19 protein-coding genes and 1 tRNA gene are annotated in these 20,273 nt (G+C 45.6%); 10 read left to right on the plus strand and 10 right to left on the minus strand.

Annotation, left to right across the window (positions count from 1 at the left end; genetic code table 11):
* Positions 1-147 precede the first annotated feature (147 nt).
* The 4 genes from V5P19_RS12010 to V5P19_RS12025 all read right to left on the minus strand — a co-directional run bounded on the left by V5P19_RS12010 (position 148) and on the right by V5P19_RS12025 (position 2,276).
* A complete protein-coding gene (locus tag V5P19_RS12010) occupies positions 148-582 on the minus strand; it encodes a DUF3828 domain-containing protein (protein ID WP_023334327.1) in 435 nt (144 codons plus the stop codon).
* 1 nt (position 583) lies between these two features.
* Complete coding sequence (locus tag V5P19_RS12015; RefSeq protein WP_017383896.1) at positions 584-946, minus strand: hypothetical protein; 363 nt, start codon at positions 944-946, stop codon at positions 584-586.
* Between the two features lie 260 nt (positions 947-1,206).
* A complete protein-coding gene (gene argF, locus V5P19_RS12020) occupies positions 1,207-2,211 on the minus strand; it encodes an ornithine carbamoyltransferase (protein WP_334403512.1) in 1,005 nt (334 codons plus the stop codon).
* Positions 2,181-2,276: a hypothetical protein gene (locus tag V5P19_RS12025; protein ID WP_213014347.1), complete on the minus strand. Its 96-nt coding sequence runs from the start codon at positions 2,274-2,276 to the stop codon at positions 2,181-2,183. The genes argF and V5P19_RS12025 overlap by 31 nt, the downstream gene beginning before the upstream one ends.
* Positions 2,277-2,375: 99 nt before the next feature.
* Between V5P19_RS12025 and rraB the strand changes: the two genes are divergently transcribed.
* The 6 genes from rraB (at position 2,376) to V5P19_RS12055 (ending at position 7,269) form a co-directional block, all read left to right on the plus strand.
* Positions 2,376-2,801, plus strand: coding sequence for a ribonuclease E inhibitor RraB (gene rraB, locus V5P19_RS12030; protein WP_334403514.1), 426 nt, complete (start codon positions 2,376-2,378; stop codon positions 2,799-2,801).
* 46 nt (positions 2,802-2,847) lie between these two features.
* Positions 2,848-3,606 carry a tRNA isopentenyl-2-thiomethyl-A-37 hydroxylase MiaE gene (miaE, locus tag V5P19_RS12035; RefSeq protein ID WP_334404152.1) on the plus strand — a complete coding sequence of 253 codons (759 nt, stop codon included), beginning with the start codon at positions 2,848-2,850 and terminating at the stop codon, positions 3,604-3,606.
* 30 nt (positions 3,607-3,636) lie between these two features.
* Positions 3,637-4,368: a topoisomerase II gene (locus V5P19_RS12040; RefSeq protein ID WP_334403516.1), complete on the plus strand. Its 732-nt coding sequence runs from the start codon at positions 3,637-3,639 to the stop codon at positions 4,366-4,368.
* A gap of 106 nt (positions 4,369-4,474) precedes the next feature.
* Positions 4,475-4,559 (plus strand) — tRNA-Leu (locus V5P19_RS12045).
* 198 nt (positions 4,560-4,757) lie between these two features.
* Entirely contained in the window at positions 4,758-6,008 is a 1,251-nt protein-coding gene (locus tag V5P19_RS12050; protein WP_334403518.1) for an integrase arm-type DNA-binding domain-containing protein, read from the plus strand.
* A gap of 229 nt (positions 6,009-6,237) precedes the next feature.
* On the plus strand, positions 6,238-7,269 hold the full coding sequence (locus tag V5P19_RS12055) for a DUF4917 family protein (RefSeq protein WP_334403520.1): 1,032 nt from the start codon (positions 6,238-6,240) through the stop codon (positions 7,267-7,269).
* A 130-nt stretch (positions 7,270-7,399) separates the two neighbouring features.
* On the opposite strand, the gene V5P19_RS12060 is transcribed toward V5P19_RS12055, so the two are convergent.
* The 4 genes from V5P19_RS12060 to V5P19_RS12075 are packed head-to-tail and all read right to left on the minus strand — an operon-like array spanning position 7,400 to position 14,418.
* Entirely contained in the window at positions 7,400-10,417 is a 3,018-nt protein-coding gene (locus V5P19_RS12060) for a type I restriction endonuclease subunit R (RefSeq protein ID WP_334403522.1), read from the minus strand.
* The gene (locus V5P19_RS12065) at positions 10,410-10,649 is read right to left on the minus strand and encodes a hypothetical protein (RefSeq protein ID WP_193134946.1); all 240 of its coding nucleotides are present in this window, start codon (positions 10,647-10,649) and stop codon (positions 10,410-10,412) included. Before V5P19_RS12065 ends, V5P19_RS12060 begins: the two co-directional genes overlap by 8 nt.
* 11 nt (positions 10,650-10,660) lie before the next feature.
* Complete coding sequence (locus tag V5P19_RS12070) at positions 10,661-12,004, minus strand: restriction endonuclease subunit S (RefSeq protein WP_193134947.1); 1,344 nt, start codon at positions 12,002-12,004, stop codon at positions 10,661-10,663.
* 5 nt (positions 12,005-12,009) lie between these two features.
* Complete coding sequence (locus V5P19_RS12075) at positions 12,010-14,418, minus strand: class I SAM-dependent DNA methyltransferase (RefSeq protein ID WP_334403525.1); 2,409 nt, start codon at positions 14,416-14,418, stop codon at positions 12,010-12,012.
* Positions 14,419-15,044: 626 nt separating this feature from the next.
* Here V5P19_RS12075 and V5P19_RS12080 point away from each other — a divergent pair.
* From V5P19_RS12080 to V5P19_RS12090, 3 genes are read left to right on the plus strand one after another with little or no spacing between them, the layout of a single operon-like run.
* Positions 15,045-15,728 carry a WYL domain-containing protein gene (locus V5P19_RS12080; protein ID WP_334403527.1) on the plus strand — a complete coding sequence of 228 codons (684 nt, stop codon included), beginning with the start codon at positions 15,045-15,047 and terminating at the stop codon, positions 15,726-15,728.
* A gap of 38 nt (positions 15,729-15,766) precedes the next feature.
* Complete coding sequence (locus V5P19_RS12085) at positions 15,767-16,771, plus strand: GTPase (protein WP_334403529.1); 1,005 nt, start codon at positions 15,767-15,769, stop codon at positions 16,769-16,771.
* Between the two features lie 11 nt (positions 16,772-16,782).
* A complete protein-coding gene (locus tag V5P19_RS12090; protein ID WP_334403531.1) occupies positions 16,783-17,568 on the plus strand; it encodes a hypothetical protein in 786 nt (261 codons plus the stop codon).
* A 219-nt stretch (positions 17,569-17,787) separates the two neighbouring features.
* On the opposite strand, the gene V5P19_RS12095 is transcribed toward V5P19_RS12090, so the two are convergent.
* Together V5P19_RS12095 and V5P19_RS12100 are read right to left on the minus strand one after the other, a co-directional pair.
* The gene (locus tag V5P19_RS12095; RefSeq protein WP_334403533.1) at positions 17,788-18,006 is read right to left on the minus strand and encodes an AlpA family phage regulatory protein; all 219 of its coding nucleotides are present in this window, start codon (positions 18,004-18,006) and stop codon (positions 17,788-17,790) included.
* A 91-nt stretch (positions 18,007-18,097) separates the two neighbouring features.
* Positions 18,098-18,745 (minus strand): inovirus Gp2 family protein, encoded by a 648-nt coding sequence (locus tag V5P19_RS12100; protein WP_334403535.1) that lies wholly within the window; start codon positions 18,743-18,745, stop codon positions 18,098-18,100.
* Between the two features lie 522 nt (positions 18,746-19,267).
* Between V5P19_RS12100 and V5P19_RS12105 the strand changes: the two genes are divergently transcribed.
* Positions 19,268-20,224, plus strand: coding sequence for a hypothetical protein (locus tag V5P19_RS12105; RefSeq protein WP_334403537.1), 957 nt, complete (start codon positions 19,268-19,270; stop codon positions 20,222-20,224).
* Positions 20,225-20,273: the final 49 nt, after the last annotated feature.

Consider the following 20,273-nt stretch of genomic DNA (forward strand, 5'->3'; position numbering starts at 1 on the left):
GTGATGCTCACCGGTAACCTCCCGATGATCAGTCGGGGATCTTCTCCGCCTGAGCGGAGAAGATCAAGACATAAGGGGCGGGGTGAGGGCATCAGGCCGCATCGTCACCCGGCAACAAAGGCGTCTCCATTATTGTTAGCGGGGGCATCAATTATTATCCCGAGCGGCGACAGACTGAATTTTCCAGATCCCATCTTCTTTCACCATGCAATCAATGACTGTGTGCTGGGTCTTTTTGCCAAACGTGATATTCACGTTTACACAGACCGGGTCTGAATCATACGAATCAATAGCCACATTCTCAGCCCAGTCCTCGCCGATATACTGCGATTTCATAAAAAAATCAGCCTCGTAAAATTCAGCGTCGGCATAACGGGGATCGTCTGCATGACGTAATTTTTTCATGGTGCTGGCCGTAACGAACTTATCGATTTCATTTCCCTGTTGGATGGGATAACGATCGTTGTTCACCTGTTTGACGTACCAGCGATTGAATTCAAGGGCGCGCTGCATCGGTATCTGAAAATCTTCGGCCCCCAATGCGGCTGTGCTGAATAACACAATTAAGATGAGCTTATTCATATTAATAATGCCTGTATAAGGTTATTGCTGGCTGAAGTTGGCGATAGGTTGGCCCCGGGTACAGTGTTCTCTGTTTAAAATCTGAATACCAGGTTCCAGCGCCATCGTAAATACAGACGTGCCCGTACTGATTCGGGCCGGGCAAGGCATCAATCACCGCGATATCCCCCTCTATGGGGGTGCCATAGACTTTTGAGAACCCTGCTTTTTCAAGAGAACGCCAGAAATCCTTAGCGTTTGCCCCTTCGATTTTAAGCCCTCCGGCTCGAATGGCGGCGGCGATTGCTCGAGCACAATAGTGTCCAGTATGGGTTAGTGCGTGGCTACGGGCGTATGACACAGCTTCATGCTTATTCCATGACATAAATAATCCTTATTAACGAAATGCAGAAATAAGGAAATATTACGCCGATAATATACACTGATTTGTAATTGATAATGAATTGATATTAACCATCATCTATCCAATAAATAATGGATAATAAAATCATAAATACATATTATGGTTGATGGATATCTGTGGGGTGTATCAGAAAAATAATTTTTTATGCCAATAGGCTGGAAATGATTATCTGCTGAGAAATAATTCAGCAGATAATCACCATCTCAAAATGGAAGAAAGGATCACTCCCCAAGCGTCGCCACCATCACCGCCTTAATTGTATGCATCCGGTTTTCCGCCTGGTCGAACACGATGCTCGCCGCCGACTCAAACACTTCGTCCGTCACTTCCATCCCGCCGTGCAGGTCGAACTCTTTCGCCATCTGCTTGCCGAGCGTGGTCTGGTCATCATGGAACGCCGGCAGACAGTGCAGGAACTTCACGTTCGGGTTGCCGGTGAGCGCCATCATCTGCGCGTTCACCTGATACCCGCGCAGCAGCGCAATCCGCTCCGCCCACTTCTCTTTGGCTTCACCCATCGACACCCACACGTCGGTATAGATAAAGTCCGCGCCCTTCACGCCCGCCGCCACATCTTCCGTCAACGTGACCTTGCCGCCGTTCTTCTGTGCCAGCGCGCTGCACTCCGCCACCAGGCTCTCTTCCGGCCAGCAGGCTTTCGGGGCCACCAGACGCAGATCCAGCCCGGTCAACGCCGCGGCTTCCAGCATGGAGTTACCCATGTTGTTACGCGCATCGCCCGCATAGACCAGCGTCATATCGTTAAATGCTTTGCCCGGCAGGTGCTCCTGCATGGTCAGCAGGTCCGCCAGCAGCTGCGTCGGGTGGAACTCGTTGGTCAGCCCGTTCCACACCGGCACGCCCGCGTACTGCGCCAGCGTTTCCACCACGTCCTGGCCGTGACCGCGATACTGAATACCGTCGTACATCCGCCCCAGCACGCGCGCGGTGTCCTTAATTGACTCTTTATGCCCAATCTGGCTGCCGCTCGGCCCTAAATACGTGACGCGCGCGCCCTGGTCAAATGCGGCAACTTCGAAAGAGCATCGTGTACGGGTTGAGTCTTTTTCGAAGATGAGCGCGATATTTTTACCGGTAAGCTTTTGTACTTCCTTGCCATTTTTTTTATCGGCTTTGAGCTGTGCGGCAAGGGTCAGCAGAGAAGTGAACTGTGCAGGGGTAAAGTCGAGCAATTTCAGAAAGTGTTTCTTGTACAGATCAGACATTTTATCCTCACATGGCGAACGCCACTTATTGAATTAAAATTCACTTTATATGTGTAATTATTCATTTGCAACCCCGTTTCACAAATCTTTCCAACAAAGGTGGAGGCAAACCCGTCCGTGTGTGAAAATAGAAGTATCTGCCGCACTTTAAAGAGGAATGAGCCATGGCAAACCCGGAACACCTGGAAGAGCAACGCGAAGAGACGCGTCTGATTATTGAAGAACTGCTGGAAGACGGTAGCGATCCGGACGCGCTGTACACCATCGAGCACCATTTCTCTGCGGATGATTTTGAAGCGCTTGAAAAAATGGCGGTGGAAGCGTTCAAGCTGGGTTACGAAGTGACCGAGCCGGAAGAGCTGGAAGTGGAAGAGGGCGACACCGTCATCTGCTGCGACATCCTGAGCGAAGGCGCGCTGAAGGCGGACCTGATCGACGCCCAGGTCGAACAGCTGATGAACCTGGCCGAGAAATTTGAAGTGGAATACGACGGCTGGGGAACCTACTTCGAAGATCCGAACGGTGAAGACGGCGAAGAAGGCGACGACGAAGATTTCGTCGACGAAGACGACGACGGCGTGCGTCACTAAGCGTTTCAGGCGGTGGCCCATGCCACCGCTTTTTCAAGGCAGAACCATGGATTACCCGCAGATACTCGCCCCCGTACTCAACTTCCTCCAGTGCCCGACCCCGCAAGCATGGATTGATAAAGCCCGCGACCCGGCTAACCTGCCGCTGCTGCTCACCGACCACATGGTGTGCGAGCTCAAGGCCGCCCAGACCGCGCTGCTGCTGGTGCGCAAATACGTCGCCGATGAAAGCGGTGCCGACGCGCTGCTCGACTGGCTCAAACCCTACGAAGCCTTCACCTTTCGCGACGGCCCGGAGCCGGACTTCATCGCCCTGCACAGGCAGATTAGCAAAAGCGTGATGCCCAAAACCGACGACCCGTGGGGCCAGGCGCTTATCGACAGCATGGTGCTGCTGATTAAAGAAGAGCTGCACCACTTCTGGCAGGTGCGCGAGGCGATGCTGACCCGCGACATTCCGTACGTCAAAATCACCGCCAGCCGCTACGCCAAAGGGATGCTGAAGGAAGTGCGCACCCACGAACCGCTGACGCTGATCGACAAGCTCATCTGCGGGGCGTACATCGAAGCTCGCTCCTGCGAACGCTTCGCCGCGCTGGCCCCGTTCCTCGACGACGACCTGCGGACGTTCTATCTCTCGCTGCTGCGCTCGGAAGCGCGGCATTATCAGGACTACCTGACGCTGGCCCAGCAGGTGAGCGACAAGGATATCTCACCGCGAATAAAGCTTTTTGGTGAAATTGAAGCCACACTTATCTCGACACCGGATAACGCGTTTCGCTTTCACAGCGGCGTGCCGCTGTAACCCGGCATAACTCAAGGATAAGGATGCGAGATGAATAAAACGTGGATCCGTACCATCATGGTTGTCGTCGTGGCCGCCGCCGTGGCGTTCTGGGTATTCTTCGACAAGCAGCGTCAACAGCACACGCCCGAACAGCAGCTTGAGACCACGCTCAACACCATGCCTGCCTGGCAGGTGATTAAGGAGCAAGAGCCTGCGCTGCATCAGCGCATTCTTGACCAGATTGCCGCCCTGCAAAAGGCCGGCGAGCCGGAGCAGCAGATTATCGACACTATCCAGCCGCAGATCCTGCACCTGCAGATGACGCGCCTGCAAAGCGCGCCAGACGCTAACGTGGTGGCGTATATGACCATCAATATGGAACAGACCGCTGCCATTCAGAAGGTGAGCGACGATGCCTGTTTCCGTTTCCTCTACCCGGCGGTGAAGGGCGGCATCAACCCGATGCGCGTGCTGGATAACGAGATCATGGCGCGACGCATGCAGGCCGACGCCGACATGATGCGCGCGGCCTACGGCAAAGACCACCACACGGTGACCCCGGCAGAACGTGAAGCCGCCGTAGCGGACGTGCGCCCAATTATGAAATCACTTGCGGATAAATACGGCGAGGACATCCAGCTGCTGCAGATGCCGGAGAAAGCGGCGGGCAAAGAGAAGCTTTCCTGCGACATGGTGCAGGATATGTGGGCGAAGGTGCTGAAGCTGCCTGAGCCAAAGGCTGCAGGGGTGATTAGACTGGCGGTTTCCGAGCTGGATTGACGGGATGCGCTGGTTTTTTGGGCACTTAGCGTGGGTTTAACGCGTCGCCGCTTGCATGGCGGCGCGCGACAGGTATAATCCACAACGTTTCCGCATCCCCTTCAGTGCCGAAGTGGCGAAATCGGTAGACGCAGTTGATTCAAAATCAACCGTAGAAATACGTGCCGGTTCGAGTCCGGCCTTCGGCACCATCGGAACATCAATAGACGTCAACGGACGTCTTTTTTTGTGCCTGAAATCCAGTATCCGCAAGGCTTTCCTCGCTTTTTCACTCAACCTAAGTCAACCTGATTCAATCTACATCAACTTACTGATGCGGGTACAACTGCGGGTATATCCCGGTTCGATAATGTTTGTACCCACACAGAACCCTTGAAAGGATACTCATCATGGCTCTGAGTGATGTGAAGGTTCGTTCGGCAAAGCCTGAAGCAAAAGCCTACAAACTGACTGACGGTGATGGCATGGTTTTGCTGGTTCACCCTAACGGCTCCAAATACTGGCGACTGCGTTATCGCTTTGGCGGTAAGGAGAAGATGCTGGCGCTGGGGAAATATCCTGAAGTGTCGCTGGCGGATGCTCGGGCACGCAGGGATGAGGCCCGTAAGCTGTTAGCTAATGGCGTCGATCCAAGTGAGAACAAGAAAGCCGTTAAGGTAGAGCAGGAGCAAGAGGCGATAACGTTTGAAGTGGTCGCCAGAGACTGGCATGCCAGCAATCAGAAATGGTCTGAGGCGCATAGTGCACGAGTGCTGAAGAGCTTGGAGGATAACCTCTTTGCTGCCATTGGGAAGCGGAACATTGCGGAACTGAAGACGCGGGATCTTCTTGTACCCATCAAAGCGGTGGAGTCATCCGGGCGTCTCGAAGTTGCGGCTCGTTTGCAACAGCGGACTACCGCGATTATGCGCTTTGCTGTGCAGAGTGGTTTAATCGACTACAACCCCGCGCAAGAGATTGCCGGTGCGGTTGCTACGGTGAAAAGACAGCACCGTGCTGCATTAGAACTTAACCGTATTCCTGAATTACTTCACCGCATCGATCGCTACTCTGGCAGACCGTTAACTAGGTTGGCAGTGGAACTCACTTTGTTGGTCTTCATTCGTTCGAGTGAACTGCGTTTTGCTCGCTGGTCAGAAGTAGATTTTGAAACGGCTATGTGGACGATTCCGGGCGAGCGTGAGCCACTGGAAGGAGTCAAGCATTCTCAGCGTGGTTCAAAGATGCGGACACCTCATCTTGTTCCCTTATCGCGTCAGGCCTTAGTTATTCTGGAAAAGATCAAATGCATGAACGGGAACCGAGAGCTGATTTTCGTGGGCGATCATGATCCTCGTAAGCCGATGAGTGAGAACACGGTTAACAAGGCTTTGCGAGTTATGGGCTATGACACCAAAACGGAAGTCTGTGGGCATGGTTTCAGAACGATGGCGTGTAGTTCGTTGATTGAGTCGGGGCTGTGGTCGAGGGATGCGGTAGAGCGGCAGATGAGTCACCAGGAGCGTAACTCAGTACGTGCAGCTTATATCCATAAGGCCGAGCACTTGGATGAACGCAGACTGATGTTGCAGTGGTGGGCGGATTATCTGGATGCTAATCGGGTGAAGGGGATAAGTCCGTTTGATTTTTCGAAAAAATAATTGAAATGTGCTGAGATACTTTGATGAAAAATCTCAGTGCATTTTCCTATAAGTGTATGATTATTAATCACTATAACATATTTTCTTTCATTTGAAGATCTTCTGCTTATGTAAATGTGATGAAGATTACAGATGTTTACTATCGACTTCTTTAGTCTTAGTGCTGTGAATAATAGCGAATATATCCAAGCTTGGATTGTTTTTAGGAATAAAGAATTAAATGGAAATAATGAGTTTTGAGGAAGTAATTACTTATCTACCTAAGAAATCTCGGCCATACTCCCTACTTATGGGGAATGGTTTTAGTATGGCCTATGATAACGAAATATTCTCTTATAATGCCCTCTACAACTTTTTAACTTCAAGAGATGATCAATTAATAAATAAACTTTTTGATGTGATAAAAACTAAAAATTTTGAATTAGTAATGCAGCAATTAGATACAACATTGGCTTTATTAAAGGCTTTTGGCTCGGATGATAAGTTGCAGAGTGATATTATTTTAGCAAGCAAAAAGTTGAAAGACGGTTTGCTAAGTTCGATACATCAACTTCATCCTGAGCATGTATATAAAATCCCAGAGAAAAAGATAATTGCTTGTGCTGAATTCTTAAATTTATTTATTAAAAGCGGCGGGCATGTTTTTTCTACGAATTATGACATGTTATTATATTGGACCCTTATGAGAAAGCATGTTGAAAATGCTATCGATGGCTTTGGTCGAGAGATAGAAAATCTTGATGAAGTGCTCCGTGGAGAAACGCCAGAATATTCTGATCTTGTGTGGGGGCCAAACATAGAGAACCAAAATGTTCATTATTTACATGGTGCTTTACATATTTTTGACTCAGGGATTAATATCGAAAAGGAACAATATGATCAAAGTAATTTTTTATTAGAGAAGATTAAAAAAAGACTTGATAGAGGAAGTTATCCAATTTTTGTAACAGCCGGAAATGGAGATGAGAAACTTAGTCATATTAGGCATAATAGATATCTATCACATTGCTTTGATAAATTATCATCATTAGATGGCTCTTTGATTACTTTCGGTTTTAACTTTGGTGAGTATGATGAGCATATCATTGATGCGATCAACAAAGCCACCCATGCTCAAAATAAAACACCTCCAAAACTATGGAGTGTGTATATCGGGGTTTATTCTGATAATGATGCGGAACATATTCGTTCAATTCAATCAAAATTCCACGCGAAAGTGAAAGTTTTTGATGCAAAAACAGTTAATGTTTGGGGTGTTTAATTTAAATACTGTAGCGGTTTTCTTATGGCATGAATTAAGTTGAGGTTTATTAACCTCAACTCTTCTTCAATTCTAATTTTTTCGCTGATCTTATCAACAAATACAGAATTATCTCTGGGGAAGCTCCAATTTACTCGCCGATCATTCGTTGCATGCTTTGTGTCCAGGATGCTTTGAATGCTGAGTCCCCTGCGAACAGTTTATAAAGCTCCAGCTCATCCTTACGTCGTTGCAACATGATCTCTTTAAGCATCTTTTCAAAAGCCAAATTTCTGTTATGTGGATCAGGATTATTTTTATACTTAGACTCAAAATCAGGGTGATTACGAATGCTCTCAGCAATGTTTATAAACTTCACTTTCTGCTCTTCAGGCGTAGCGCTCCACCCCTGGAACCATCTCTCATTGAAGGTGCGAATTATTTCGTCTAATGGATCTTTTTCCTTTTCACTGCTATGTGCTCCACGTGGATTTGGGTTTTGTGGATCAAGCTCCGCTTCCTCATCGCTCAACTTGATTGTGTGATTGAGCTTCACACGCTGCAGCCCATAGGAACTCAAATCAACAGAATCTAAAAGCTCATCAATGGCATCTGCATCAGGGTCTTCAACTTTCAGCTTAGGTATGAGGAATTTCAAGAACCAGAACAGTTTCTCCCAAGTCACCATCTCATAAGGCATGATAGAGGCCATTTGCCCATAGATTTTCACGAATTGTTTGGCTTTAATTTTGAAATCAACTTTAGCTTCAGGTTCGAGTTCTAACTCATAGTCAAAACGAGCTGCTGCAACATCGATTATCGGGCTAAGAGTCTGGGCATCCTCATTATTAAAGTAACGAATTACAAACTCTTCAACTTCATGCCACTCATAAACCCCAACATCATCCATTTCATCTTTTAACTCATGCAACACGTTGATATCGGTGGCTTGCGACAAAGATGTGGCTGTATAAAACGGATCAAATGCTAACTGAATGTCTTCCACAGAATTGAAGAAATCCAGTACAAACAAATCTTCTGTTTTCTTTCCAAACTTGGGTGCACTACGGTTGAGTCGCGACAATGCTTGCACACACAAGACGCTAGCTAGCTTTTTATCCACATACATCGCGCAAAGCTTTGGCTGGTCAAATCCGGTGAGATATTTGTTGGCGACAACTAAAAGTCGATATTCATCAGTATCAAACATATCTTTAGTATCAGTTTCGGCAAAGCCATTGATATCGGCTTCAGTGTACTCAATTCCATCAACTTCTTTCGTACCCGAGAATGCAATCAGAATTTTAAATGGGTTGCTTTGTTCTTCAAGTATACGTTTGATGGCTTTGTAGTAACGAATGGCAGTCTCAATGTTTTGAGTTACTACCATTCCTTTTCCTTTGCCTTTGAGCTTTTTCGCATTTACCACGTGAGGCACAAAATGCTCCAACATGATCTCTGCCTTCGTATCAATAGTCTGCTGACTGCGCTCAACATAGGCTCTAAGTTTTTTCTGGGCTTTTTTAGTATCGAACTCTGGGTTGTCAGCTATCGATTTTTCAATCTCATAATAACTCTTGTAAGTCGTATAATTGGCAAGCACGTCCAGAATAAAACCTTCTTCTATCGCTTGTTTCATCGAGTAAAGATGGAAGGGTTTAAATGCACCATCTTCCTGACGCTCTCCAAACTTTTCTAGCGTGCTGTTTTTCGGCGTTGCCGTAAACGCCAGATACGATGCATTACCTCGCATTTTACGCGACTTCATTGCCTGAAGAATTTTATCCTGGGCATCTTCAGTCTCTTCAACTTCAGCCTTACCCATTGCTCGGTTCATGTTGTCATGTGCTGAACCTGACTGAGAACTGTGTGCCTCATCGATGATCACGGCGAAACGCTTATCACTCAGATCGGCAATACCATCAATGATAAACGGAAATTTTTGAATCGTCGTAATTATGATTTTCTTGCCGTTTTCAAGTGCTTGCTTAAGCTCAGATGATTTGTGCGCAGGGGCAATAATATTTTTTACCTCTGAGAACTCTTTAATATTATCCCGCAATTGCTTATCTAACAGACGTCTGTCAGTCACGACAATCACAGAGTCGAATAAAGGTTGCTCCAGGCTTTTACCACCGGCCACGGCTTTGGTAGAAGGATAGGTCTCAATAAGCTGATAGGCAGCCCAGGTAATTGAATTAGACTTACCAGAACCAGCTGAGTGTTGAATTAAATATGTCTGACCAACGCCATGAGTGGCCGCATGATCGACCAATTTTCTGACAACATCTAACTGGTGGTATCGAGGGAAAAACAAGGTTCGCTTCTGTAATGGCTCTTTGCTTGTGCCATCAAGACGGACAAAATGCTGAATGATGTTGGCTAGGCTTTTTTTGGTAAATATTTCTTGCCATAGATATGCCGTTTTGTGGCCAGCTGGGTTAGGGGGATTACCCTGGCCAAGATTGTGTCCTTTATTGAACGGCAAGAAAAATGTATTGCTTCCCGCCAACTTCGTGGTCATATAGACCTCGTCCGTATCCACTGCCATATGCACCAGACAACGACCAAAGGTCAGTAATGGCTGAGTAGCATCACGATCGTCACGATATTGCTTTTGCCCATGGTAGCGAGCCGTTTGTCCCGTCCAGGCATTTTTTAACTCAAGGGTGATTAACGGTATACCGTTGATGAACAACACCATGTCTATTTCTTGTAAAGGATTCGCTACCGAGTAACGTACCTGCCTGGTACAACTAAAAACGTTATCAGCAAAGTTTCGCTTTACCTTCTCACTACTGCTCGCCAATGGTACTGGGTAGAGCAAAATGAAGTGGGCATCATCTACACTCAGGCCTTTCTTGAGTACGTGCAAAATACCGTGCTTTTTGATTAGCCGATCAAACCGTTCCAATAACTTGCGTTGCCAATCTGCTGGATTATTTTTTTGTAATTTAGTCAGTTCAGCTTCCTGTGTCTTTTCTAGAAATTTCCAGAAAAAACGCTCATCAATGGCATATTGCATATTAAAGTCACTAGAAGCACCAATGACATACCCTGCACCGGAGAACTGGGGGCTTAGGCCACCTTTGAGCTCTTCAGTACTGATACCTACCAAACATTTTTCAATGGTTGACTCTAATGCTTGTTCATTGGTTTGACTAACCATAGTTGTAAGATCCCTTATTCAAAATATCTCTATCTAGCGCCAAAAGATCCAGATGTTCACGGGCATCACCAAAACTATCTCCCTTTAGTACCATCTGCAGTTCTTTGCTTAGTGCTTCAGGTCGGTACGCCGTCAATTTCTTAAGACGTTTGTGTGCGGTAAAGCCCCGAAAGCCACATTCGCTGAGCTTTTTGGCCTGAACCTGGCTGGTTTGATAATTCCCCGTGAACATATTACAGCGTCCTATTGTTCCGCCATCTCGGGTGTAATTTTTATTTTGCCTGTTACAGCGCTATTGATCAGAGTGGTTTTGTATTCTTTTAGTTTTTCTATTTGTGCCAACAACAGCTCGATACCCTCATCAGAAGATGTCATAAATGAGCTGACGTAATTCGCAATCTCACGCTGCTCACGGATTGGAGGAATAAACAAATCTACTTGTGAAAAATTATCGAAATTCAAATCCTGCCCGTCTCGAATAAAGCTCGCGGTTTGTTGCAAGGCAGCAATGTAGGAGGGGAGTTTTAATAAATACCCATAAAATGTAGGGTCAATTTCCTCTAATGCTTTAAGAACAACATAGGATGATCGAATACAGCCTTGCGCCCAGGCTCGCTCTAAGCCGCCCTGGAAGCTTCTCATGCTAATTACAAAATCATCCTTTTCGACATGCTTTCTTTTATCCAAATGGAATTGAATTTTAACAACGCGCTTACCTGTTAATTCTTCGTATTGCTCTTGAGGAATGACACCATAAGCCTGTGTAGCTGAAAGCTGAACATCATCTTTCCATGCTCGCTCTTTTCTTTGTGTAAATAGAAATTTACTTCTGCGAACTTCCCAGTGCTCTGGAATCTTGCCAATCCAATCAACACGGGAGTCTTTCAACGGTACGTTTGGATCAAGTCCTTGCGTGACTGCCTGTTGAATGATGATTTGTTTACGCTCTCTCAGCAGGTTGATTTCCTGTTCTTTGATAGCTATCGCTTCGTCGATTTGAGTCGTTTTTTTGGAAAGGAAATTTGCGATATCAATTTGAATGTATTTTTCAGGAATGCAAAAGAATTCTTTTAAATAAGACCTTGTATCCAGATTCTGGATGCCTGTTGTTTGTTTTATAGAGGCATAATTCACGCCTCTACTATACAAGGTGAAGAAGACATATTTCAAATATAGAGAGTCCACCCAATTTTTCGGTGTCATTTTTGCAACGAAATTTGATGTAACTGCTGGATAATTTTTATCAAATAAAACCACTCTGCCAACTAGAGTCTTATCCCCCCCGCCAGATTTCTCTATAAGTAGGTCACCTTTATTTAATAAACGACCTTGGCGATCTTTTTCTGGAATTGATCTGTAAGTAAGTTTCTGATCTGAAATATCTAATCTGATATCATCAAAATCAGCAACTCTGACAACAACTAACTCATCCGAGCCATTTGGGTCATTACCCCATAAACCATTAACATATCCATGTACCGTATTTTTTAATCGTGTAAGATTCCAGTCGGCAGGTATTTCCCCCAACCATTCGACCCCGGAGTCCTTATATTCTTTGTGATTTGGTATTAATGCTGAATTGTTCATCAAGCCTATTCCTCTACCTTAGTCACATTCACGTCAATGATTTGTGCAATTAAGCCTTTGGCTTTTTCCTCCAGACTAATAATATCCTTTGCCACTTCTTCTAGGCTTCTGAGGGTATTGTAACGGTAGAAATATTTGTTAAAGCTGATTTCATAGCCAATTTTGACGGAATCTAGGTTAATCCAAGCTTCATCGACATGCGGTTTTACTTCATCGAGAAAATATTGATAAATGCTTTGTTTCAATGGAACAGACTCAAAGTCACGAAGATCAGCATTAGTCTCGTAAGTAATGTATTCGCCTTTTTTCCCGCTTGGGTAGTAACCGAAATCAGGCAAGTCATCTACTTCGCATTCATAGCGGTCAAGCAGATCATTTAATTTATCACCGCTTAGCTTAACGACTTTTTTAACTACTTTCTTTGCTGATTCGTCATACCAACTGACGGCATTCAAGATAGCATTTTTCTCAGATGCAGATAACTTTACACCGCTCACTTTAAGTGATTTATCGACAAGATTCGTAAATTCATTAAAATCATCAAATTCATTAGCGCCAATGTCAGACATCAGTTTTTGAGCGGTTTCCAGAACGGCTCTAAGTGCCAGCCAATGCTTGACATCAAGCAGTTTGGCCCTGACTTTTGCATTTAAGCTAATTTCGTTCCCTTCACACCAGGCGAAGATATCTTTCTCAATGGATTTCAGGAAACTCTTTTTCTTATCACTGCCGAAACCAGTATTTTTATAGACATTATCACCATATTCGGCATACAAGTGCATCATGACGTCGCTAAACTGCTTATCAAAACGCAATGGTGCAATGGCCTCTTGAGTAAAGCGTGCTTTACGCCGGTCTGGACGTTCAATAGTGACTTTATAGTAACCAAAGTTATCATTGCTAAATACTTTACTGGCAATACCAATAGGGTCATTATTTGTGTCTAACTGCCTTTCAACATCTATGCAGGAAAGGTAGGTATTGGTGATCTCAGTGATATGTTCAGGTGCAAATTCGCAGTTTTTATTGCCTAAATTTTTGCGCAGTTTGCGATACAGTAAACTGGCATCAATCAACTGCACTTTGCCTTTTCGAGAGACGGGCTTATTGTTGTTAATAACCCAAATGTAGGTAGTAATACCTGTGTTATAGAACAGGTTATTAGGTAATTGAACGATGGCGTCCAGCATATCGTTTTCGATAATAAACCGGCGAATATTACTCTCACCACTGCCCGCATCCCCTGTAAATAAGGATGAGCCATTATGAACAGATGCGATCCGGCTACCAAGTGGGCTGACGCCGGGATCTTTCATCTTGTTGACCATTTCCATTAAGAACAGTAGCTGGCCATCACTTGAGCGTGGTGTGGCATCAACTACCTCAACGTTACCCCAATAGTCTTTCAGGCTTACTTTAAAGCGAGGGTCAATTACATCATTTCCGTCTTTGATGTGCTTCTGCTCTGATGCCCAACTTTTTCCGTAAGGTGGGTTGGACAACATAAAGTCAAATCGCGAGGAAGCAAATTCGTCTGTAGATAGTGTTGAGCCTACTTTGATGTTCTCAGGGTTATTACCTTTAATCATCATGTCTGATTTACAGATAGCGTAGGTTTCGTCGTTAATCTCTTTGCCGAACAAATAGATATCCCGGCTGTCGTTGGGATACTTCTCTTCAATGAAATTCTGAGACTCAGTCAACATACCGCCACTACCACAGGCCGGGTCGTAAACAGTCATGGTGAGTGGAAGCTGGTCCTTCACCGGATCAAAAACCAAGTGCGTCATCAGCTCGATCACTTCCCTGGGCGTAAAGTGTTCACCGGCTTCTTCGTTGTTTTCTTCATTAAACTTACGGATCAACTCTTCGAACACATAGCCCATACCCAAGTTGGTGAGGGCTGGCATCTTGTTGCCATCAGGATCTTCCACGATTTCTGGCGTTAAATTGATGTAAGGGGAGACAAATTTTTCAACCACATCCAACAGAACTTGCTTCGAAGCCATGTGGCGAATTTGTGACTTAAGGTTAAAGCATTCAATGATTTCTTTAACGTTATCGCTAAAGCCAAGTAAGTACTCTTCAAAGTTTACCAAGAGTATTTGCTGATTGTTCGTTGCGGTGCTAAACAGTGACTTCAATGTCCATTTTGACGTGTTATAAAACACATAGCCACTGACTGATTTTAAGGGCTCATCATCAAGCTCTGTAGCTTGCATCTCTTCTTTTTGGAACTTAACTTCCGCCAACACAGCTTCCTTGGTTGGCTCTAATAAAGTATCCAAACGTCGCAAAACCACCATAGGTAAAATCACATCGCGGTACTTACCTCGAACGTACACATCGCGTAAGCAATCGTCGGCAATGTTCCAAATAAAAGAGATAAGCTTGTTGTGTACACTATGATCCATTTTTCTTCCTAATCACTGCTCATTTTTACATCTGAATGAAGAGCTAAACTTGGCCTACATGACTCTTGGTATATTCACACAAAGGTACAAGCAGCCAACGATAGTTTCGAATCGTCCCAGTTTAACCAAGTACGCTCCTTAGTCCAGCCCTAAGCTAGTATGGAAAGATCTTGTTAACGAACAGCTTGATATTCATGCTGTATCATGTAGCAGATGGCTACATTCTCGGCCGTTATAGCTGCTTCAGAGCACTGCTTGTAACTACTGCATTTCTCCATGTTTTTAGCCACTCAAGAGAAATCTCACCATAGATCACCTACAGCAACGCAATCATTGCAAGGGTATATATTGGTTTATAACTATTTTCAGAACTAAATCATTTTCGTGAGCAGCAGATATTCTCTTTTTGACAATGCGGAATGCGACAGGTTGTGTCGTTTTTCTGATGATGCTTCCGCCTTGCAATTAACTAATTAACTTACATTTCATAACGTTAGATGGCTGCAGTTATCCCCATCATTTTTTCAATCCACCTCCCTTTGGTACGACATAACGTGTCGAACCAGTACGTCATAATCTCCCATATCAATATCAGGTTATTTTGGGAGTACGGGACTGTTCTCACCATGAAAACACGACATGATCATTATGACCGCCTGTCTGTCAGGTTATCGGTCATTATCAGCCGTTTACTGGCTGGCCAATCCTTGGAATTGAAAGCTCTGGCAAATGAGTTCGGTGTTTCAGAGCGCACTCTGCAGCGGGATTTTCAGCAGCGTCTAATCCATCTGGATCTTGAAAATTTCAGTGGCAGTTATCGACTTATCCGGCGAACGGGTCGAGAGCATTTGCCCAATACCTTCGCGTTTATCCTTAACTCTGGGATTTCGGGGATCATTCCGGCTCAGAACCGCAGATTAATCCGGTTGATTACCAGCAGCCCAGGGGGCTCTCCATGTCTTATCGGGCATGGCGGGCTGCCATCGCCAATCACGCAGACCACCTGTTTTCTGGAACTGGCCGAAGCTATCCGTGACTACCGGGCCGTTACGCTATTAGTCAATGGTAAGAGTTACGAAGGAGTGGCTCCTCGCCGCCTGATCTTCCAGTCCCGAAACTGGTTTCTTGTAGCTACTCGAGCGAGAAAGCTACAGGTGTTTCGGATGGAAGATGTTAACGCTGTGACTGTTCTTGACACCTCTTTTCGCAGAAAGCCTGAACTTGATGCACTCACCGCCAGTGAGGAGTTTATTTCGGCTCTTCCTCACTTTCGTTTTATCAGCGACGTTATTCACACCTTTAGAGAGTAGCTGGCAACGTTCATTTCAACTTAAGCAAGGAGACCTTTATGGGTGACCCGGTAAAGGGTGAAGGCCGGATGATTACTGATGCTAATGGCATCACCAGAAGAGAAGGCGGGATTTCAGGGATATGGAACAATATGTTTAATGATAGCAACGCGATAAAAGCCGACAGCCCGCCGCTCATACCTGACATCAGGGATATTCTCGATGTTTTCCCTCAGTCACTGCGGGAAAACCTGGTTAACAAAATCAGTGAAGCTATCGACTATGAACCCGTTATTGGTGTTATGGGAAAGACCGGCGCAGGTAAATCAAGCGTGTGTAATGCGCTATTCCAGGGCGAAGTGTGTGCAGTCAGTGACGTTGAAGCCTGTACGCGTGAGGCCCAGGAACTGCGCATACGGTTTGGTAAACGTTCGCTGAAGATCATTGATATCCCCGGTGTCGGTGAGAATGCTTTACGCGATGAAGAGTACGAAGGTCTTTACCGTACTTTGCTTCCCTCACTGGATCTCATCCTTTGGGTGATAAAAGGCGATGATCGAGCTTTTTCTGCAGATGAGCATTTCTACAACAATGTCCTGCTGCCTGCAGGTGGTGGTGAGCGCGTTTTGTTCGTCCTCAACCAGGTGGATAAAATTGAGCCCTTCCGTGAGTGGGATACACACCTGCATCAGCCGTCCCCGGCACAGCGCATCAACATCGAAAAGAAAGAAGTCTACATTACTGAACGATTTGGCTTTACGCACTATCCGGTGATCCCCATTTCCGCCGATGAGGGCTACAACATCCTTCGTCTGGTCGAAACGATGATCCGCGCTTTGCCCGATCGGGCTAAAAGCAGCACCGCCTCGCAGTTTAAGGAAGAGTTCAAAACCGAAGAGGTAAAGACGGAAGCGAAAGGCGGCTTTGCCAGCGTGATCTCCGGGATACTTGACGACGTTATTGATTCTGTTCCGTTACCAAAGCCCGTCAAAGAGCTTGCCCGTAAGGGGAAAGATAAGGTTATCGAGTGGGCGGGTAACGTCTGGGACCATTTTTTTGGATAAGGAAGCATTTAATGAAACCACTAATTGTTCCTGCATTGTTTATATCGTTATTTGCTGCCCAGTCTGCTCATGCAGCCGGAGGCTACGACTTGCAATGCATGCTTGAAAACGGCGAGCAAATGACGCTCAGTCATGCCAGTCATACTGTTTATATCAGTTTTGAAAAGCCCGGTGGTGATTCCGAAGAGGGAGGTTCAGTCATTAAACTGGACATTCCTTCCGGTGAGGCGAAGCAAACTGTCATCGCTAAATCAGAGGCGGGAACCGCTTCTTTCATACTTCGCGGAGAAAGTGACGATATCGAAGGCGCTGTTGCTGTCAATTATTCGGAATATGATGGTACAGGCGATGCTTATTACACGACCATGAATTCACTCGGGCAGGAAACCAGCACCGTATCCTGCAAACCCGGTACGATTAACGTTTCCAGGAGTCTCCTCCAGAACGGTATTAATGGCGTGGGTAGCCAGCAGGCGAATAAACCAGCTCCTTCTCAACAACAGCAGGCACAGCAACCTACGACACCTCCGTTTAAAGTACAGTTCGGCAGCACAGTCAGCAATGAAGGCTGGAATACCAGATATGGCGTTATTCAGCTCACTATCACTGAGGACAACGTGGTACTGAAATCCATTCGGGTTAACCGGGGGAACTGTAAAATGGAGAGCGTCGGTAACAGAACTCTGCCAGCCAAATATCAATTCGGTGATGTGGCCACGTTCAAATATATGAAATGTGACCGTATTATCGAAGCCAGTATTGCGACCGATTCCGGTAGCTGGACCTTCAATAATTAAATTTAACTATGGTGAGTCCGGGGGAGTAAGTGTCAGTCAATTATCTGACACCTCCCCTTTTAAATTATATTTAACCTCGCTGGGATGTCATTCATTTCATCCCTACAGCGCCCCTTGACAAATAACGCGTAGCAACAGCCCTGCCAGACGTTTACTGACATAGCGCTTGTGTCGGGTTACTGTTTACGGATAAGGCGTGTGGAAGTGGCCTCAAGGGCATTATTTGCGGGATTCTTCTATGCGCTCCATCAGCCAGCGCCTGACATCACTTTCCCGCCAGCGGGAACTGCGGCCAAACTTGATGGGGCTCGGGAACAGACCGTCCTTAATCAGCTTGTAGAACCACTTATCGGTTAGACCCGTGAAGGTGGTGATGAAGACCATATCCACCAGCTTATCGTTCATCAGGTCGGTATCGGGAGTCGGAAGATTGTTCATGACGATTGTCCTTCTGTCTTTGAGTAGATAAAAGACAGGAGCAGAACTAACCTGTTGATTTAAGGTCATGTTGCGTGCTCCGTCATTACAATCACTTCTCCGGTAATAAATTACTTTTCGCTTTGGCCTTAAACTGACTACAGCCAAAATTACGCTCACCGTCGTCATTTTCTTTGGAGCGTTTTTTGGCGAGGTAGCAGATCCTCTTCAGGTAATCCTCATAATCAGGACTGTGAGTTCCCTCTCTGCGGTTCAGCTCAAATACACCTGCCAGATGATAACTTACGCTCTCCTTCGCTTTACCCTTCAGTTTCAGCGCGTGGCACCACGCCTTAGCTGCCATCGTTAGCAATAATCCTCTTCCGGTACCCTTAACCCCAAGTTTCATCATCATGCAACTGAACACCTCACGGTTAACCAGCAGCGCCAGGTGATAATGCTTATTGCCATTAAGCTCACCGAACTCTCTGGCCCATGCGTAATACACCGGGCAAGGGTATATGCGTTTACCTTCTCTGCTGCGTCTCTTCAGATAAGCGGCTATTTGTGCCTTAAGAGAGGCAATAAAACGGGTTATCACCGCAGATTCATATCCCTTATGTTGGTTATGCTGCGGCAGGCTTAAATCTAGCCCGAAGGCTAGAACACGGGCATGTTCATTCATCACGAAGGCTGTCAGCGCTTCAAGACGCTGCATATAGTAAGCATTCTTCTCGCTGTTACATTCTTTAAGTATCATTTCCGGGCTCTCATGTTGTAGGTAACATACCCATGTGAGCCTCGGTAACTTTTAACGCAGGTAAAGGACGATCAAAGAAAACACTGCCTCACTCTACAACTGGCTTGAGCCTCTGCTGATAGCTTTACTCTCTCTTAACGGTTCTATACTCACTTCCCTGTGATCCCTATTCCTGCTCATACTGTAGAGAACAACAATAGACATATAATTATTACCGGCAGTAAAGAATCACTGATATCGCCGCCTGCTACCTCGTACGCCCCTGCTGTATTGGGTTTTCTGGCTGTTATTACTCCCGCCATTCGGACTAAAACCACTCTTAAGTTATCCCGGTACGCTGACTACGGGCTATTTCTTGCCTAGGTTTACAGATGAACATTTTACTGTCGCTCATGCCACCATACCGGATATTGCCGAAAGTAGTTGCTTTTGTATGAAACACTCTCTTGATTTAAGACACTTTTTAAAAAAGTGCAGCACTGTTAAAATCTAAAAAGTGCTGCACCTTTTAAGGAATGTGTGATGGTAAGTAAAAAAAGGATAACGGTTAATCTTTCCTATCCTGAACTTCATCAGATGATAGTGAGTCTGGCGAAGAGAACGGGTAGTAGTAGTTCGGCTGTTATTCAGGACATGATTTTGGATGCCTTGAAGTACAGGATGGAAAACGATGCACTTTTACCTTCAGGTAAACTGGTGGCGAATAAAAATCTGGTGCCGGAAAAGGTTTTCAATGCAGGTTTTGAAATCAATAATTTGACTATTGATGGAAGAGTTAGGGGGGCAACCGATCCATTTCATCACTTGTTCCAAAGAGGGGAGTTTATCGAGACGCTGCCTTACATTACTTTTTCCGGCATGCCAAACCCGGTGAAAGCAATCAATAGTAGAGAAATACTAGAACGAGTGATTTCATACCTCCAGGCACGACTTCATGTTCTTGATAATACTGATTTCAAACCAGAGTTGTTTTTATTTTTTATAGGGAAGGTAACGGTAAAATATAAACAGTACACCGCTGACGGCCTCGAAGTAAAAATTGGTTATTCATGTAAGGTGATTCCTGTGCGCAGTAACAGATCAAATGGCGATGAAGTACTTTTGTTCGATCTGAGTAACATTAAGTACAGAACTTTCCATGACATGGCCAAAAATGGATGGAACAGGAAAAAACATTCACACCAGTTGTATATTAATGGGCTGGAAGGCATGCGTGGGGGCGGTTTTTTTGTCGGGGTTTTGTATGAGCCGCAATCACCAAATGAACTGGCTACTCCATCAGAGGGAGACTTTATTAGCAGCACAGGTCTCAGATATCGATTTTTTAGTCACCCATCAACGGTTAAAATCATAAAGGATCATTTTCCGAAATTAGTCACTATTGACCCGAATGGAACCACCTACACAGTAAAAGAAAAAACTATACAAGATTTGGACACGCTCAACCGGGCTATCAGGAAGCAGAATGCTGGCTGGTAATATTTAAATTACAGTCATTTTTATCTCTGTACTATCCGTGTGATCTCAC

The organism is Enterobacter sp. UNJFSC 003, from assembly GCF_036903355.1.
GTDB lineage: Bacteria > Pseudomonadota > Gammaproteobacteria > Enterobacterales > Enterobacteriaceae > Enterobacter.

Bases quoted from the DNA above. Each gene is read 5' to 3' on its own strand.
- V5P19_RS12060 (WP_334403522.1), bottom strand. From the start codon at position 10,417: ATGGTTAGTCAAACCAATGAACAAGCATTAGAGTCAACCATTGAAAAA.
- V5P19_RS12070 (WP_193134947.1), bottom strand. From the start codon at position 12,004: ATGAACAATTCAGCATTAATACCAAATCACAAAGAATATAAGGACTCC.
- rraB (WP_334403514.1), top strand. From the start codon at position 2,376: ATGGCAAACCCGGAACACCTGGAAGAGCAACGCGAAGAGACGCGTCTG.
- V5P19_RS12040 (WP_334403516.1), top strand. From the start codon at position 3,637: ATGAATAAAACGTGGATCCGTACCATCATGGTTGTCGTCGTGGCCGCC.
- V5P19_RS12025 (WP_213014347.1), bottom strand. From the start codon at position 2,276: ATGAATAATTACACATATAAAGTGAATTTTAATTCAATAAGTGGCGTT.
- V5P19_RS12080 (WP_334403527.1), top strand. From the start codon at position 15,045: ATGAAAACACGACATGATCATTATGACCGCCTGTCTGTCAGGTTATCG.
- V5P19_RS12015 (WP_017383896.1), bottom strand. From the start codon at position 946: ATGTCATGGAATAAGCATGAAGCTGTGTCATACGCCCGTAGCCACGCA.
- V5P19_RS12065 (WP_193134946.1), bottom strand. From the start codon at position 10,649: ATGTTCACGGGGAATTATCAAACCAGCCAGGTTCAGGCCAAAAAGCTC.
- V5P19_RS12075 (WP_334403525.1), bottom strand. From the start codon at position 14,418: ATGGATCATAGTGTACACAACAAGCTTATCTCTTTTATTTGGAACATT.
- argF (WP_334403512.1), bottom strand. From the start codon at position 2,211: ATGTCTGATCTGTACAAGAAACACTTTCTGAAATTGCTCGACTTTACC.
- V5P19_RS12090 (WP_334403531.1), top strand. From the start codon at position 16,783: ATGAAACCACTAATTGTTCCTGCATTGTTTATATCGTTATTTGCTGCC.
- V5P19_RS12085 (WP_334403529.1), top strand. From the start codon at position 15,767: ATGGGTGACCCGGTAAAGGGTGAAGGCCGGATGATTACTGATGCTAAT.
- V5P19_RS12055 (WP_334403520.1), top strand. From the start codon at position 6,238: ATGAGTTTTGAGGAAGTAATTACTTATCTACCTAAGAAATCTCGGCCA.
- V5P19_RS12100 (WP_334403535.1), bottom strand. From the start codon at position 18,745: ATGATACTTAAAGAATGTAACAGCGAGAAGAATGCTTACTATATGCAG.
- V5P19_RS12095 (WP_334403533.1), bottom strand. From the start codon at position 18,006: ATGAACAATCTTCCGACTCCCGATACCGACCTGATGAACGATAAGCTG.
- miaE (WP_334404152.1), top strand. From the start codon at position 2,848: ATGGATTACCCGCAGATACTCGCCCCCGTACTCAACTTCCTCCAGTGC.
- V5P19_RS12050 (WP_334403518.1), top strand. From the start codon at position 4,758: ATGGCTCTGAGTGATGTGAAGGTTCGTTCGGCAAAGCCTGAAGCAAAA.
- V5P19_RS12105 (WP_334403537.1), top strand. From the start codon at position 19,268: ATGGTAAGTAAAAAAAGGATAACGGTTAATCTTTCCTATCCTGAACTT.
- V5P19_RS12010 (WP_023334327.1), bottom strand. From the start codon at position 582: ATGAATAAGCTCATCTTAATTGTGTTATTCAGCACAGCCGCATTGGGG.